General features: G+C 60.3%; 9 protein-coding genes and 3 pseudogenes. 4 read left to right on the top strand and 8 right to left on the bottom strand.

Going from position 1 to position 17,078, the window contains the following annotated elements:
• Positions 1-307 (top strand): DDE-type integrase/transposase/recombinase (locus tag GGD61_RS40285; RefSeq protein WP_246786198.1); only part of this gene is annotated, 307 nt, incomplete at its 5' end.
• A 24-nt stretch (positions 308-331) separates the two neighbouring features.
• A complete protein-coding gene (locus tag GGD61_RS41555) occupies positions 332-994 on the top strand; it encodes an integrase core domain-containing protein (RefSeq protein WP_183232422.1) in 663 nt (220 codons plus the stop codon).
• Positions 995-2,034: 1,040 nt separating this feature from the next.
• Here the strand turns inward: GGD61_RS41555 and GGD61_RS39180 are convergent.
• Entirely contained in the window at positions 2,035-3,570 is a 1,536-nt protein-coding gene (locus GGD61_RS39180; RefSeq protein WP_183232421.1) for a DUF459 domain-containing protein, read from the bottom strand.
• Positions 3,571-5,341: 1,771 nt separating this feature from the next.
• Between GGD61_RS39180 and GGD61_RS39175 the strand changes: the two are divergent.
• Together GGD61_RS39175 and GGD61_RS41825 are read left to right on the top strand one after the other, a co-directional pair.
• Positions 5,342-6,696 (top strand): annotated as a pseudogene (locus GGD61_RS39175) (IS5 family transposase).
• A gap of 80 nt (positions 6,697-6,776) precedes the next feature.
• Positions 6,777-7,088, top strand: a complete 312-nt coding sequence (locus tag GGD61_RS41825; RefSeq protein ID WP_409362502.1) for a transposase — start codon at positions 6,777-6,779, stop codon at positions 7,086-7,088.
• 101 nt (positions 7,089-7,189) lie between these two features.
• Here GGD61_RS41825 and GGD61_RS41375 read toward each other — a convergent pair whose 3' ends face one another.
• From GGD61_RS41375 to GGD61_RS39130, 7 genes and pseudogenes are all read right to left on the bottom strand, one after another.
• Positions 7,190-8,593 carry a GGDEF domain-containing protein gene (locus GGD61_RS41375; protein ID WP_183232420.1) on the bottom strand — a complete coding sequence of 468 codons (1,404 nt, stop codon included), beginning with the start codon at positions 8,591-8,593 and terminating at the stop codon, positions 7,190-7,192.
• A 1,421-nt stretch (positions 8,594-10,014) separates the two neighbouring features.
• Positions 10,015-10,377: pseudogene (locus GGD61_RS41090) on the bottom strand (DDE-type integrase/transposase/recombinase); the annotation flags it as partial.
• 637 nt (positions 10,378-11,014) lie between these two features.
• Positions 11,015-11,317, bottom strand: coding sequence for a group II intron maturase-specific domain-containing protein (locus GGD61_RS39150; protein ID WP_246786197.1), 303 nt, complete (start codon positions 11,315-11,317; stop codon positions 11,015-11,017).
• A gap of 1,371 nt (positions 11,318-12,688) precedes the next feature.
• Complete coding sequence (locus GGD61_RS39145) at positions 12,689-13,855, bottom strand: GGDEF domain-containing protein (RefSeq protein WP_183232418.1); 1,167 nt, start codon at positions 13,853-13,855, stop codon at positions 12,689-12,691.
• Positions 13,856-14,125: 270 nt separating this feature from the next.
• The gene (locus GGD61_RS39140; RefSeq protein WP_183232417.1) at positions 14,126-15,823 is read right to left on the bottom strand and encodes a methyl-accepting chemotaxis protein; all 1,698 of its coding nucleotides are present in this window, start codon (positions 15,821-15,823) and stop codon (positions 14,126-14,128) included.
• A gap of 108 nt (positions 15,824-15,931) precedes the next feature.
• Positions 15,932-16,562: pseudogene (locus GGD61_RS39135) on the bottom strand (transposase).
• Between the two features lie 288 nt (positions 16,563-16,850).
• Positions 16,851-17,078 (bottom strand): integrase core domain-containing protein (locus tag GGD61_RS39130; RefSeq protein ID WP_183232416.1); only part of this gene is annotated, 228 nt, incomplete at its 5' end.

The raw sequence follows: 17,078 nt of genomic DNA, 5'->3' as shown, positions 1-17,078 counted from the left end.
CCATGGGCCAAGCTTTGAACAGAGAGCCGTATGCGCTGAAAGGTGCACGTACGGTTCGGGGAGGAGAAGCGCGCTCGCGCTTCTTACTCCACTCCGGTTCGTCTATCTCGCCGTGGTGATCGATGCCTTCAGCCGGCGCGTGATCGGCTGGGCGCTGGAAACGCACCTCAAGGCAAGCCTTGCGATCGCAGCCCTCGCGACGGCGATCGAGGCGCGCCGGCCGATGCCCGGCAGCCTGATCACTCCGGCCGCGGCGCCCAAGGCGGATTCAGGTGATCGTCGCAACACCAGTTACTTTCGCTCATGACAGCAAGGCGTCAAGCGCCTCCGCGTGTCGCGCGGCGATCAGGATGGAAGGGCTTCCTACCCAGATTGCCGCGCTACACCGAAGATCCTGAACATCGCTGGTGGCATGCCGCCCGCCTTTCGGAACCATCTGGTTCCGACAGGTTGCGACACTCCGGCTTCGAGCGCAGCCTCTTCGCTGCTCAGTCCACTGGCGATCGCCCGCCAGAATCGATTTTGTTCATCGCGCCCTGCAGCAGACGGCCGCCCTGGCGATGGCAATGGTGTTCGTCCTGATCGTGCCGATCGCCGCCTTCGAATGCTCATCGCAACCTCCAACTCCAGAGTGTTGCGACGACCGCCTGAATCCGCCCAATATGCCTGCGCCGATTACACCGAACTGCTGCAACAGCGAGACATTGTCGCCAGCATGAGCCGGGTCGGCAATCCCTATGACAATGCCAAGGCGGAGAGCTTCACGAAGGCCCTCAAAACGGAGGAGGTCAACGGCCAGACCTACCGCGATGCGCAGCATGCCAGAAATACCATCGGCAACTTCATCGAGCAGGTGTACAACCGGCAACGCCTGCACTCGGCGCCGGCCTACCGGCCTCCCGCCGAGTTCGAAGAAATCTTACCGCTCTGCGGGGCTGCTGCGCAGCAGCCCCGCAGAGCGGCCCCGATCGCTCAACCTGTCCAGCCGCTCTAGGGCGGCGGACCCAACCTGTCCCCGGTTATCGTGTCTCACGATAGGGGTGCACTCCACATGGTGGTGCCCCGATCCTGCGCGAGACCGCCCAGCCATTCGCTTGCCGCACTGTTATCCAGCGACAGCGTGCGAATAAAGGCCGAGCGCGGTGAGTCTCTGACAGTTTATGAGCCAAAGCGAAGGAAGGTCTTGAATTGTCGGGACTCTTCCGTTCCCAAAAAATTCAACCGTAGTGGGCTGTGCCTTTGCGCCCATCGGCAGCTCTCTTGCAAGAGGCTAGCTAGTACCTGTCGTGAAGTGCGGCGCATCTTCCTCAACCTCGGCCAGTCTCCCGATGCCGTCGGGTCCGTGAACGAAGGTGGCTTTTGCCCTGTTGAACGCCTGCGTTAGAAACCGATGATTGTCCTCCTGGTGAGCTGCACAGGATCCCCGAACGCCGGATGACCAGTGCAGCGCTTAGCTCGTGTCCACCGGCGGCCGCAAACGCGTTCTCCCCGCCAGGGATCTAGAGCCCAACTAGCAATGGGTGTGCCAGCAGAGAAGTTCTGCGGTTAATGCTCCAATGGCCATATCAAAGGTACGCCTCGCGCTGCGGCCCAGTGGCTCAACGTCGAAATTGTGTCATCGAGCTGTCACGATGAATCGAGAAACGTGGCATCGACTTGCTGCACAATCAGTCTAGGACACCCAGCTGTGCGAGCTAGTCGGGCCGACCGCTCAACTGCAGCACACGGCCTCGCATTTGAAGTTCCAGAGGTCACCAACCCGGCCGTGGGCTGCCTTCGAGCAATCTCAACTGATTGAGCTAGCCTAGAATGTTGGCGGTCGCGCACCGTTGTCAGCTTTCCGTCTATTGTCGTTGACTCGAGGCTCTCCATCCCTGCAGGCTTACCATTTTCGGTCCGGCACGCCGATTGAAGCTCTGTTCTTAGCACCATTAACCACCACCGTACCTACTCGGGCGCGCGGCAAAGGAAGGTTCGCTCTTGCTAACAATTGTCGAAAGGTGAGGTCTCGGCCACAGCATGCGCATTTTGAAATCATTCTTGTGGCCCTGCAGAAACGGCGTCGCATAGGCCGGCGGACATGCTTCTCAGCGGCAATGCTTTTTTGGCTTTAGCGATGCAGCCGGCTGCTGTCATCTCTGCGCGGACAGAGCCCAAGCCATTTGGTGACGCCGATGCCACTGGCGTTTCGACTTCGCGACGGGGCCAGGTAAAGTCGTCGGCGCGACCGGCGGGCGGCGACAATGGCTCACCTTTGATCATGACCCGCGCGGCAAGCGTATCGATTGCGGCCGACGGCGCCTCCAGACTGCCCAGCAATTGGTCGCTGTTAATTGTGGCGGCGACCAGCGGCACGATCGGCCCCGCCAGCGGACGCGGCGCGGGCCGACCGGCGGCAACCTTAGAGTCGGGGGTCGCGGGCACGGTGGGTAGCGCAATCGTTCCCGAGTGCGCAGCGAGAAGACGGCTGATCTCGCGCTCGACATAGTGGGCGAGTTTGCGCGCGCCGGGCTTGGAGAAATAAACGCCATCAGAGGTACGCAATTGGCGGACCTGGCCTTCGAGATCGAGACCCTTCTGCAGGAAAGCCCCCGCCTCGTCCACAAATCCGTCCCAGATATCGACATAGGTGATCCCAGCGCGCACCGCAGCATCGCGGTAGAACGCGTCGAGAAACAGCATGTCCGAGGTACTCTTCTGTCCGAAGATCGCGGGCAGTCCCACCCAGACCACCGGCACGCCCTTCGATTTTGCGACGGCGATTAGCTTGTCGACCTTCTTGCTGTAGAGCTCGACCCAGCGGTTGTCCCGGAACTCATAGATGCCATTCGGCCAACGCGTGCTCTTCTCCAGCGCTACCGGCGGCCCGTCAGTATTCTCTGCATCGTCCGCCGGCAATTCGCTGTCGGCGATCTTGTCGTCCGGTTTGGCTGCGGTGTTGCCTGGATTCTCCTTCGACTTCGCATCTGCAGGCTTGTTGTTCGACCTGCGCGCGCTCTTGTCGTTCTCGTCGGCTGGCTTCTCGGCGGCCAACTCGCGGATCGCCATACGATCGTTGAGGCCTAGCATCACCACGATGACGTCGGGTTTTTCGTTGGCGAGGATGTTCCTTGCAGCTGCCGTCCAATCGGCAGGGGCTCCCTTGGGCCCGTACTGAATTAGGCCGGAGATGGTTTTCACTTTCCGGATTACGCCGATGGCGGGCTGCTCGGCGTAAGCGCCCTCAAGGCCGTAAGCGAGCCAGTCGGCCATCGCGTCGCCGAGCACGAGCACGTAGCGTTCGGGCACCACGTCGCGCTTCTCAGGCGGCGGGGCTCTCGAAAAATCTTCGCGCATAGGCGGCGGGGCCCTGCGCCCAGCCCAGTGAGGCTGGGGAGCGGGCTGCTGAAATGGACTAAACGTGTCGTTACCAAACCAACCGCCACCACGTCGGGGCTGCGGCCGCTGCTTAAATCCGGCAAAATTGAAAAACTGCGCCGAGGCGGTCCCACCAACGCTGAGCACCGCCCCAATTACCAACGCGATTAGCGGACGGCTTCCGCTCAAGACCCGCTTTTTGCTGTCGGACATGCTCTTTTACTTTTTGACCACACGAAGACCCCTACGTTGTATTACTGAGGCTCTGCGACGCGTCTCAGATCGCCGTGAGTGCGTTTCGTCAATTCGGCAGCGTGCGCTCAAGTTACGCATGCACATTCCCGCTGCGGACGTGCGGCCTTTTCGGTGAACGCCCGCCCTTGCACACTTCCCTGATACGGGCTTGCCCGCGGGTGGAATTATTGTTCCTTCGTGCTCTGGTTTGGCTCTTATGCATGGGCTGCGTGGCTAACTGCCACGGAACGATACGATGGCTTTCGGCGCGCCGCCGTATCGGCAAACTACTTCACCGTCGTTACCTGCGGGCTGATCGGCTAAGGCTCTCGCTCTCTTTGGAGTCAAAGCCTGGTTCGACGTCGTATCGGGCGACGACCAATTTTTCCATTCTGGCCTTTCCAAGGTTTTTTTCCCGTCTCCACCCTTGTTGCGTTGAGAGCTGCGACCGCTTGCGTTTGATCGACAAACGAACTTTGCAATGTGGTCTTCGGAAGGACAGGTGTGCTCATGGTCCAGAACCCATGGAGGCTATCCGTGCTCGATAGCTTTATTGACAAGCTTTTCGTGCGCGTCTGGTTTGGTTTCATTCAGATCGTACGAGGCACCGGGCGCTCTCGTAATGGACCGACCCTGAATGCGCTGTCCCTACCACACGCCGCAAAGTTCGTGGCCGGCGCTTTGGATTAGAGAGACTGACCACACTGGCCTCCGGGGTTGGGGTCGCACGTAATCGACGCGGTGCTATCAAGGAGTATCGCGGAGGAGTCCTGCAAGCACCTACCAGGATTGGTTGGTGCCGATCTGGTCGCCTGGACAAATGCGCCATGGCGAATTGACCAGAATCGATCTTTGGTGTGATTAAGCATCACCGCGAGCTGCGCGTCGCAAGGCGATGCCGCGGTCTCAATATCCGCAAAACTAGTCGAGGGACCACAATTTGATACCCCGATGCAATCAGCGCAAAAACAACCTAGGCTCTCGAGATCTGGCGCAGCGCTTCAGCGCCGAACTCCTCCGTTCCCCTGCGTACGACATCGGCAGTGCGCACGCCTCGCGCTGAGGCGCCTCGGAGGTCCCGCGCATGAGGCGGCTGGAAGGCAGGTCCCGCTCACAATTCCGGAGGACGACGGCATGACCGTGATGGGCATCAAGGTGTGGGACGTTTTTGATTCCGCAGCTCCGCTGCGGCATCTGCAGCACATGTCTGAAACGGGCGTAATACGATCGAGAGGGTGATTATTAATAGCAGCCTAAGTCCGGAGGTTCGCGCGCTGTCGTGCGCTCAAAGTCAACGTCCTTAGTGAAATATGACAGCTAACCTCGCCCACGACGCAGGCTCGCCGGCTCGCGACCTTTGGGAAAGGCCTTGGGATAACACTATCGGAACCGAACGAAGAATTCGGACAGCTGGACGCCTATGCGCAACCAAGCAGAAAAAGCTGCTCACGGTCCAGAAATAGCGGCGAGCGGCATGCTGCGGATTACGGTTTTCGAGATGAACTCGAAGTGGCGTTCAAGGAAATCGAGGCCTAAAGGATCAGACCGGTCGCGGGTTGACAGGCCGCTCAAGGTGGTAGCGGCGCGAACTAAACAGTCGTCCGTGAAGAATTTCCAAGCCGTTGATTTAGAATCCAGAAACGGCGTTTTGCCGTAACTGGATTTGCCAGAAAGCGTACCTTTGGAGCGCGACTCCTTGCAAACTTCATTTGTGATTCACTCGCCTCGGACTGCGTTGGCGAGGGACGAGATGCGACCACGGGAGCGGAGCGAGACGGGAGAGCAGGACCTTTTCCGCTCTCGGCTGGATCAGATCATCAACATGAAGCATTCGCTGGTAGCGCTGGGGCGGACGGTGGATTGGGGCTCCTGGAAGAGCGGTTCGGCGAGGTTTACACCGATGATCCCGGCCGGCCGCCGCTGCCGACGCGCTTAATGGCAGGACTGGCGATCCTCAAGCACACCTACGACCTGTCCGACGAGGTGTTGTGCGAGCGGTGGGTCGAGACCCCCTACTACCAATACTTCTGCGGCGAGGAGTTCTTCCAGCACCGGCTGGTGTTCGATCGCTCGTCGCTGACGCGCTGGCGCAACTGGATGGGCGAGGAGCGGCTGACAGCACTGATTCAGGAGAGCCTGTCGGTCGCCACGAAGGCCAAAGCGATCAAGCCGTCCGAACTGTCGCGGATGATCGTCGACACCACGGTTCAGCCCAAGAACGTGACGTTCCCCACCGATGCGAAGCTTCTGAACCGGGCGCGCGAGAAGCTGGTCGGCTCGCGCAGCGCCACGGCGTGAGTTTGCGTCGATCCTATGCGCGGGTTGGCAAGTTCGCCCTGATCCAGTATCAGCGCTATGCCCACGCCAAGCAATTCAAACGCGCCAACCGGGCGCTCAAGACGCTCCGGACCTATCTGGGGCGCGTGATCCGAGACATCGGCCGCAAGATCGAGCGCAACGGCGGGCTCGAAGCAGCGTTCGCAAAACTGCTCGCGTTGGCGCGGCGCGTGCGCGAGCAGAAGCAGCATCAGCGCGGGCCGAAGGTCTATTCCCTGCACGCGCCGGAGGTCGAGTGCATCGGCAAAGGCACGGCCCATCGGCCTTACGAGTTCGGCGTCAAAGTCTCCGTCGCCACCACGATCGGTCACGCCAAGGGCGGCCAGTTCGTCACCCACGTGAAGGCGCTGCCTGCCAACCCCCATGATGGACACACGCTGGCCACGGTGATCCCGGATATGGAGGTGCTCGTCGGCAACACGATCGCGCGCATCCTCGCCGACAAGGGATGCCAGGGCCACAATGCGCCACCCGATCACAAGATCTTCATCTCCGGGCAGAAGCGGGGTGTGACGCCCAAGATCAAGCGCGAACTGCGCCGCAGGGCCGCCGTCGAGCCCGTCATCGGCCATCTCAAGGCCGAGCACCGCATGGGCCGCAACTATCTCTGGTTCTGCCAGGGAGACGCTGCCAAGGCGCCGCCGCTACAACTTCCGACGCCTCATCCGTTGGCTCAGCCTGTTGCTGCGCCAAATCCTCTCCGCTCTCACCCTCGCGGTTCAAACCGTCTCGGCCTCAAACCAAAGTTCTTCACGGACAACGCATTAAGCGGCAAAGAGACCCCGTCTGGCGGAGGGGATGAGCGCTCGGCTATAGGCTGGTGAGTTTGTGAGCCGATGTGAGCTTCTATGTCTGCGCCTAGTTCTGCAACTAGAACCTTCCATATGATCGAAGCGGTCGCGGGCCGCCTTGAGGGGGCACCGCGGCTTCGCCGACGCTGGTCGGACTTCAAGGCGCAAGTTGTGACGGAGGCACTGGAGCCTGGCGCGAGCGTCTCGGCGATCGCCCGCCGGCGCGGGACCGCGTCAGGTCAGTCGCTTGCCCAACTGCTGTCCAGCTACAGCGAGCGCCCCCCGTTTGCAGGCGCTCGGCCGTTAAACATAGTTTTATCGGACGACGTCGGTGGTCTAAGTGCAAATGTTGCAATGGACGGACCATAACCGAATAGTTTCAGTAGAGGTGCGGCTTTGGCTTCGGAGAAGAGCGAGAACGGGCGTCCAGGGCCAGATCAAAGGAGACGGAATGCACGATGAACGTTATCCTAGGCGACAACCACGCGGTTGCGGCCTACAAATTTTGCGCGATAGAGTCGCTGGTCGGCGACGTTCAAGAACCCGTCGAGCGTGTCGCCATCGCGCCCGAACTCCGACACTCCAACACTGATGGTGACGCTGACAGATGGTTCGGCTCCGACATCGAATGCAGTGCCTTCGATGGCTGATCGAAGGCGCTCGGCGACCGCGCCAGCCGCGTCGAGCGTCGCCCCCGGTAGCAGTACCATGAATTCTTCACCGCCCACGCGCGCGACAGAGTCGTAAGGCCGGATTGCCTCCAGACACTTTCGCACGAATACGCGCAGGACCTCGTCGCCGACGCTGTGACCACGTGAGTCGTTTATATCCTTGAAATGGTCGAGATCGAGCGACAGCAGGGACAACGGAGCTCCGGTCCGCCTGGCCCGTGCGATCTCCGCGCCGATATGCTCGATGAAGTGGCGCCGATTCCCGGCGCCGGTTAGTGGATCGGTTGCGGCGAGCCGCTCCAGCCGTTGATTGCTCAATTGCACTTGCTGAAGTGCCTTTTGAGTGTCGGCCATCGACTTGGCCAGGCGGGCGGTCATTTCTTCCTGGCTATAGATGGTGGCGAACGATTGTGTTGTTCGGAAAGCCTGGACGACGCCATAGCTGAGCAGAAGAAATCCGCCGGCGAAGATCGCGTGAGCTAGCCACCACATATGATTCCACGGCGCGGCCAAAATGAATGCGAGCGACGATAGCGCAAACCACGCGACAGAAACGCCAAAAACAAGCATGAGCGGCGAGTGAATCCGTCGCATGAGCAAGACCGCGACGTTCAGCGCACTGAATAGCAATGCGCCGCCCTCCATGGACAGGCGGACCACCGGGTGCCCAGCATAAGGTGAATAGGCGACTAGTGCGACAGCTAAGTCCATCGTAAAGAACAGGCCAATCCACGTCAGCCATGTGCGCGTGTCCGAGCGCTTCTCAAGCCCGTCTGACGGCAAGTTGTGGCTGAGTAGCCCGACGAAGAGCAAAATCGACATCGCCAGGCGCGACGCTGGCCCATAGAGCAGAAACAGCCAAATGTTGTGCTGTCCCATGCCGGTGAAGGCGCCGTGCAGCGTATAGATCAGCACGAAGGCCAGAAAACCAAGGGTTAACCACCTCAACAGAGGCTCGCCTGAAGACCGATAGCAACGCCACGTCACATATGTAACGAACAGTCCCTCCAAGGTGGCGATGGCGATGGCGAATTCGTGGAACAGGTGATCTTCAAACTTCAGCGCGGGATCTTGCTGAAAATTGAGGTAAGCGATGAACTGAGTGGGCAGCAGGGCGAAGCCAATAATGAGAAGGCTCATATACGTCTGTGTGATCAGCCGCAGCGCGCTGGGCGGCTCGTGCAACATAAGATTGGTACTCATATATGCTATGCCGTCATTCCATGATGATCCCACGCGGTCCTTTCATGAACTCGTGGGGCCCTTCTCAAGCACCTCGGAGTCCTGTTGGACAACGAAAGTGACATGGTTCGCCTCCGCCTTAGGTTATCCAACACGCCGGCACAGGTGATCACGCTGAACGGCGTGGAAGTCACAAGATTTCCGTTTCCGGCCATCGGCTGCACTCATTCGGGCGGGGCTCCGATGCCGCCAGCATAGACTTGCCATCCAGGACGAGCCGTTGCGGGTTATGTGTTCGAGCCCTCACCACGTTCAGCCACCCGCTCCGCTAAGGGTAAGGGTATCGTGCGTGTTCAGTACAGTATCCCAGCTGCTGCTCCGACTCGTCACGATCTGCGATCCGTTCGAAAACGGGCCATCGGAGGATGATGGAAGTCACGAGCTCACTTCAGGAAGGGATTCTACGCTTTACCTTACTCAATTGTCTGTTTGCCACCCACTGGTAGGGCCGCTGCGACGACCGGCGCGGACTGGTTCGGCTCGGAGCCAGCGCGCGTGATGAGCAACAGCGAAAGTGCCAGCCCGCTTTGATTGCAAAGTTTCTTGTACGCCACCTGTGACCCCCGTTCTGCGCGACTCCCCGGGCAAAATGCAGGACAGAGGTTCCGCTATATACATGAGCTGGCTAAGCTAAGCCCCTGCCAGATCTTGTAGGGGGCCGAAAATTTCGAGCCTGCCAGGACTGGGCATGTCACTTTATGCCAAGCGGCTGGAGCGCGGCCGCTTTTTGTGACCGTCGTCGGCGGACGGGGTGGTGACAACAGCAGTCCAGCTTCGCTATGTTCGACTGCCCTGCAGTCTTCGCAAAACGGCTCATGTTGCCGGTAAGTAAGGAAACGCTCCTGCGCGTGGTCCGAGGCCGTCATCGCCCCTGGCTGGCCCGCTCAGGGTTATCGGTTTGTAGATAAGCTGGGCGAGAAGGTGTCCGCACTAAAGGGCGGAGATCGTGTGTTCTGATCCGTGCCTCGTGGTGGTTTGGCGGACGAAGTCGCAGTGGCCCGCCGGTGAATTGTGCTGGATCCCGAATCGTCTGTCATTGCCCAGGTAGCTGCCTTGCCCGTGAACTATCGGTAGCGCGGCGATCTGGGTAGGAAGCTCGCACTCAACTTGGCGCGGGCAGCGGTGGTGTCCCAGCTGTCGGTGGGTCGGCAGACCACGCGTCATAGAGGGCGCGCTGCTCTTGATCATCGCTGCTTGATCATCAGAGAACAGCCAGGGCGGCGGCTCGTCTTTGTCCCCGGCCCCCATAGTCATGTCCCTGATTAGCACCACCGCCAGGGACAGCGGCCATTTTGAGCCGTCGGTAAAGCCGAAAAAATCATCGAATCGGACGAGGTGATGCATCGCTTCGGGGGCAGCATCAACGATCGCTTGAATCCGCCCTGGCTGCCTCGGTCGGTGTTGAAAATCTCCCGCGTGCCGCACCCCTCCAGCGCCTGTTCCAGAGGCGTCACGCAGAACGAGACGTCCATCCTGTTCGGCAATCGCCACGCCAGAACCGCACGGCTCGCCCAGTCGAGGATGGCGACGAGATAAAGAAAGCCACGGCCGATGGGCAGGTACGTGATGTCGGCCGCCCTTGCCTGCTTTGGCCGGTCGATCGTCAAGTTGCGCAACAAACAGGGTTAGATCCTGTGGCCCGACGCTGGCCTCGTCGTGTTCGGCCTGGTCCCCGCGCCGCGGATGCCCATCTTGCGCATCAACCGCTGCACGCGCTTGCGATTGACCTGAAGCCCCTCATCCTTCGAGTGTCTCCCATCTCTGGAAGCTGTCGGATCAGCTCAGAGACTGGTCGACGGGGAGGGGACGGCCAATTCTGGTAGTTGTGCCAAGGCTTTTTCTGATCGATGTACCTTACGGTCAGCTTCTTCCGCCGTGGAGGCTGGCAGCGTTGAACTCAGCGGCGCGTGGTAGGGATGGGCGTTTCTTCTCTCGGATCACAAGCGTCGAGCCACGTGCCCGCTAACTTCTACCATGGATGATCCGAGCTTGCGGTGTTCACCAGAGGTTATGCCGATGACCGGTGTTCCAATACTTCGTCACGCGCTACAAGGGTCAATGAGCGGTTTCGCTCAAGGATGTGTACTCCGGCAAACCCGGGGCGGTTCAAAGCTTGATTACCTTTCACAGAAGAGCAACACGGCGAAGGCCTTGCGTTATGCGCTGCGTCATTGGGACGGCCTGACGCTCTGACTTGATGACGGGCGCACGAGATGGGTAGAGTCGACGACTGGCGCGGTGTCTACAGGTTCCGAGGAGTTGCCGTTGGCCGGCAGCTTTCGCTGAGTGCCGGTGCCTCATTTCGGACCATGGCTCCGTTTCCAGTCGCCGCTCGTCAAACCTGGCATGCGGATTTCCCGCACCCGGCTTTCTCTCGATCCGTCAAGCCTTCGCTCTCGGCATGTCGGCGCGCGCTCTGGGGAGGCGATAGAGGCCAAGCGTTTCGTGCAGGTACTCCTGCGAGTAACGCCTGAAGCCTCGCCCACGCGCCCCAGTGCGCTGAACCAACCAATGTCGTAGACGACGATCGACGTATTGCCGAATGAGGTTGTAAGTTTCCACCACTGGGCCTTGGTCGAAGTAGCCGCACCAACCGCGTAGGATGCGGTTGATGACAGCCACAGTGTTCTCCGGTGTGTCCGGGTACCACTGACGTGTCGTGCGGTCATGGATCTGTTTGAGCAATCGTCGAATGGCTTTCTTGGAAGGCCTTTGGGGCCTGCCTTGCAGTTTGCGCTCACGACCGAGCCGCAGGCAGCGAGGCAGGTATTGGTGCCGTCGGAGGCGGCACCGCTGGCATCCAGTTCGACACCAGACGCCCAACCGTTCTTCTGCCAGTTGTAGGCGATCTGGCCATCGGCGAGGAAAACTGGGGTATCGACGACATCGCCATAGATCGACGGACCGTATAAAGGAGGTGCGGCCGTGGCCGCCGCCGACGTGCCCGTCCTCCGGACCAGTTCCACACCACCGGCAGTGGCAGGCTCACTTTTGGCGCAAGTCCGCCGCCTTGGCTGCACTGCTTGCGACGAGCGCAATTGTCGTGGCTCCCAAAAGAAGAAGTCCAGATCGCATCCAACACGTCGTATTTTCTCGGTTCACGACCGAGCGCCCTTAAGTTATTGCCGCAGCAAAACGTCGGAGTGGACCAGATAGCTACTAGCGACGCGCGCCGAGTCCGTCCCAAAGACCATCGTACCGCGATTGGTGATGATGCCGCAAAGAGAGCAAGTCGCGCGCCGAAGTGAATTCGCAGGCTCTGCAAGCACTTCGTGCCGGCGTGCGGCGTCAAGTTGCTGACATTGTCTCGATAGCGACAGCCGCGCAGCCACTCCCCGACCAATACGTGGCTCGCCCGGTGTCAGGGGCCTACGCTCACAATGCGCTGGTCTCCCTCGGCTACCTGGACCAAGCGCTCAAGATCGAACTGTGCGGATTGGATAAGGCGCGTGCCCGCCGCCCATGACCGTGATCGGATGCGGTCCACCTTCTGTGCAGACGCGGTATCGATGGAGGACGGACAGCCTTACCGGATTTCGAGTTCCTCGATCACCAGAGCCGAAATCTGTGCGGAGTCTCTGATACCAGTTTTGCACGATTTTGATGATCTTCTTCGCGACCATTTCCATATCGTATCAGGAACGAGCGTTAGTTGGCCTCGTTCATCGTGAACCACGCAAAGGCGTCAGTGAGGGACGGCGCGCTGCAACTCGTCGGCGAGACCCGACCCCCGCCACTCCAGGCCATTCTACCCTTAGGGGGAGAGCTTTCCGCGGCCGAGTGGCTAGGCTGCCTATTGCGCGCACCGATGCCCGATGGCCGCACCGTCGCGAACTATCTTGTGCAGGAGGGCTGGTGCTGGGGATGGAGCCGGGGCGTGCGCTTGCCGATCAGGCTGGGATCTCCGTCTTCCGCGTTTTGCGTGTGAAGCCGGTTAGCCTTGACGCTTATGTCATCTTCGTTGAAGGCAGCAGCTTCGGCGTTTGCGAATACCTGGCTTGGCTCGGAATTCCCTGGTCGATCCCATCCTGGTTCCGGCCGCGCCGCTGCCGGCCGTCACGCGGCCTGTCCAAGCTTATCTGGCGGGCCATAGCTGCCTGGACGAGGAAGGTCCGACCAAACGCGTCCGCGGCCTCCGCGTTTAGCGTTGTAGAGACAGCCGTCCGCGCGTCTTTTGAACGCGCGTGGGTCATCTCCATCGATGGCGGCAGCCAGGCCGATGCTTGCGCCTATCGTGACGTTGGCGTTGGCGATTTCGAATGGAGCTTCGAGTGCGCGCACGACCTCCTCGGCAGCGCACGTCGCATCAGCGCTGTCAAATGATGGGTGGAACAGAATGGCGAATTCGTCGCCGCCAAGTCGAGCCACAAGGTGCCGATTGTCAAGTGTGGCCACAATTCGGAGTGCCACGGATTTAAGCACTTCGTCTCCGGCATCATGACCATGTGTGTCGTTAACCGGTTTAAAGCAATCAAGATCAATCATCGCGATAGTTGCGGGCCCCGAAGCCACGCGCTCAGCGAGCGCGCCGTCGAATGCCGCGCGATTTGCAAGGCCTGTTAACGCGTCCGTGAACGCGGCGCGTGACATACGATCCTCCGCCAGCAACTGAGAACGGATTCGATTATGCATTGTATTTGTTAACTGCAGCGTCCCAATCCAATGACAGGTGAGCAAAATCGCTACCGCCCAGTAACGGGAATCGCAAGCCACCGCGGCGACCAAGATGAGCGGCGCAAAAAGCGTGGAGTTGTGTGGTATGGCCAACGCCGGTACCGCGGCTGCTCTGATGGTCACGCCTGACAAGTATCCGGCAGCGGCAATCACGACGAGAGCGATAGCAACGTCGTCGCCCAGCGAGAACGCACGGACAACGAGGGCGACCAGCAACGCTGAGTAGACCAGGCCAAACGCGAGCAACGTCGGCAGATAAGCGGGCGTCGACCTACACAGCTTGACGAATCCAACGCGGAGCATGATCAACAAAAGTATAGCTATACTCAATGAGCTAATTACAGGATCGCCTGTTCTCAACCATAGCGCAATCGGCATCACCATAAGGCCGAGCACGTACGCGACCGTAGACAAAGGCGCAGCATAGAGCATCGACTCAAGACGACGAGCGACCCTATCCGGCAGTCTCGGATCGATGAGTCTTAGTTTTGGCAACATCTTATGGCCTCTGACGATGTAGCCACCCTTGCACACGTCGATTGCTGCCAAGTTCACGATCGCGGTAAGCGCGTCCTGATCTGAATGCGTAAAATTGCTCCGGACATACGTTCTTTGTTGTCTCCTGTGTCAATTGAGCACAACTTTGTCGCGGCCGGGATGCAGCAGGTGCGGAATGAGGAGGCGGCGTGTTCGCCAACTATTTGGCAACTAGCTGGCAACCCTCAGTGAATCTCCTCCGAAGATGGTGGTGAGCCGCATCCTCCTGAGGCTGCTCATTCGGCGGCGTTCGCTAAACAGGAATCCTGCATTCCAGCGCTGCTAACGGGCGCGCACGGTCGACAGGAATTTGCCGACTTCGAGCTTCAGCCGGTTGCTGTCGGTGGCAAGCATCTTCGCGGTCGAGAGCACCTGCGAGGAGGCCGAGCCGGTCTCGGCGGCGCCGCGCTGCACGTCGCCGATGTTCGAGGAGACCCGCTGGGTGCCATGGGCGGCCTGCTGAACGTTGCGCGCGATCTCCTGCGTGGCGGCACCCTGCTTTTCCACCGCCGCGGCAATCGTCGAGGAGACTTCCGACAGCCGCTCGATGGTCGCCGAGATCTCGCGGATCGCTGCGACCGAATCCAGGGTGGCGGTCTGGATCCCGGAAATCTGCTGGCTTATCTCGCCGGTCGCCTTGGCGGTCTGCTCGGCGAGCGATTTGACCTCGGAGGCGACGACCGCAAAGCCGCGGCCTGCCTCGCCCGCGCGCGCCGCCTCGATGGTGGCGTTCAGCGCAAGCAGATTGGTCTGGCCGGCAATCGTGTTGATCAGCTCGACGACGTTGCCGATCCGCGTCGCCTCGGTCGAGAGCTGGCTGACGCGCTCGGTCGTCACACGTGCCTGGCCCACCGCATCGATCGCCATCCGCGCGGATTCCTGCACCTGGCGGCTGATCTCGTTGACCGAAGACGACAGCTCCTCTGTGGCGGTGGCGACTGACTGGACGCTGCCGGCAGCTTCATCCGAGGCCACGACGACGACCGAGGTCAGTTGCTGCGCGCGCTCCGCCGTGGTCGCGAGCGTCGAGGAGGACGCTTCGAGCTCGATTGAAGCGGAGCCGACGGTACCGATGATCTCGCCGACAGTGCGCTCGAATCCGTCGGCCAGGTTGACCATGTCACGGCGGCGCTGCGCGGCGGCCTGCTGCTCGGCGCTCTCCTGGGCCTTCTTGAGCCGCTCGACCTCTAGGGCATTGGTTTTGAAGATCTCGACCGCCTTCGCCATCCAGCCGATCTCGTCGCGGCGATCCTTCTCGGGGACATCGGTCGAAAGGTCGTTCCGAGCCAATCCCTCCATCGCGAGCTTGAGCCGCCCGATCGGCTGCGACATCGCCTTGAGTCCGATGAAGAGCGCGATCGCGACACCGAGGAGTAGGCCGGCCGCGCTGACACCGATCACGGTGGAAATCGACGCATGGGCCTGAACGTCGATTTCCTCTTTGCGTTTGGTGACGAGGTCAGCAATCTGGGCGGCGAATTTCGCGATGTCGGCGAGCGCGACGTCCAGCACAGGATCGCATTCCTTGTGCGCGCGATTGGCAACTTTGGCATTCTCTTCCGGCGTGCTTGCCCAGGCCCCAGCCCCGAGGACTGGATCGCACGCGGCGAAGACCGCCTTCATCTTGTCGCCGATCGCACGAATTTCGCCGGCGCGGGCGGCATCCTTCTTAATCGCGGTCTCAAGGAAGTCGGCGATCCTGTCGCGGTTCTCCTTCGCAGACTTGACGCGCCTTGCGTGGCCTTCCTCAGTCGTCTCCGTCAGCGTCGCGTAGAGTGCCCCCCGATACGTCTCCATCCGGCGCTGGTCTCCGGCTAAGTTAAGCATAGCCGATTGAGCAGCCGACAACTCTGCGAAATTGCCGACGATCGAGGAGAGCTGGACGGCGCTGAAGGTTGCAACCCCCAGCAATGCACAGCCGAGAACGGTGACGATCAGGCCGACTTTCGAGACAATCTTCAGATGATTCAGAAAGCGCATCGCAACCTTTTCCGTGTGACCAGTCCAGCGTTATCCCGACGCGGAACCCGGCTAATGGAACCCACGGACGTTAAAAATTGATGCAATTCGCGGCCCGTGCAATTACGGTTATTGTCCCGCGATCGAGACCTTTCGTGTCCAGCGGAATTCCGTTCCATCGCTCCAAATGCGGTGCATGATGACGGCGAGCCGCCGTGTCAGAGCGACGATCGCCTTTTGCTGCCCGCGTCGTTCGGCGATCTGCATGGCCCACGCCTTAAGCCAGGACCATTTCTGGACCCGCGTCAGCATGACCTGCGCGGCCTCACAGAGTAGCGCTCGCATGGCTTGATCGCCGCACAGCGAGATCCGACCGATGCGGTGGCTTTCACCGGACTGGTTGAGGACTGCCGTCAATCCGAGGGAGGGCCCGATGGCTTTCGAACTCTTGAAGCGAGCGGGAACGTCGATCGTGCTGATAAAGGCCAACGACGTGACGGGGCCAACACCGGGGATCGTGCCGTGTCTCGATGCAGATTGCCGGCAGGCCAGCTTCCGCCAGGCCGCTGAACAGCCATTGTGACAGCGGCCCGGCCTTGAGTCCGATCCGGTCAAACCGCCAAGTCGGATCGTTGAGTACAGCAAGAAGATCTTCCGGGTGGCTCTCCACTTTCACTTCCCGGCAGATGCGGCCTGTTTCGTCGGCAATGCATAGGGACGTCTCTTTGACCGACACGTCCAATCCGGCGTAACGTCTCATACTGCGGTTCTCCGTCCGATGTTTGTGGCTGCTGGACACAGACCACGTTTATCATCAACCTGAAGCGCAGCACCCTGTTAACGGGGCTCAGCAACAGGCCGAATATCCCATCTGACTCAAAATTCGTGACTTGAGTACTTCGTCCGCCTCCGAATGGCCGCCGGCGGCTTTGCGCAACTGACGCCAGCCAAAAAGCTGCTGCGGCGACAATCCATGCCGCCGAGGATTGAGCTGGCTGCGGTTGTCTGAACGGCAATTCCGCGTCGATAAATGGAGCTTGTGCCAGAGTTAGGCTGCCGCGCGGAACGGCAGCGGGTTGAAGTAAGCTTCATCCGGGGTGCCGCCGTCAAGGCTCGAGTGGGGACGCCGGCCATTGTAAAAGACGAGGTATCGGCCGATCGAGGCGCGGGCGTCGGGGACAGTATCGTAGGCGCGCAGATAGACCTCTTCGTATTTGATGCTGCGCCACAGCCGCTCGACGAACACGTTGTCGCGCCATGCGCCCCGGCCGTCCAT

This window comes from Bradyrhizobium sp. SBR1B (assembly GCF_014198205.1).
Taxonomy (GTDB): Bacteria; Pseudomonadota; Alphaproteobacteria; order Rhizobiales; family Xanthobacteraceae; genus Bradyrhizobium.
This window is presented reverse-complemented; position numbering and strand designations above follow the sequence as displayed.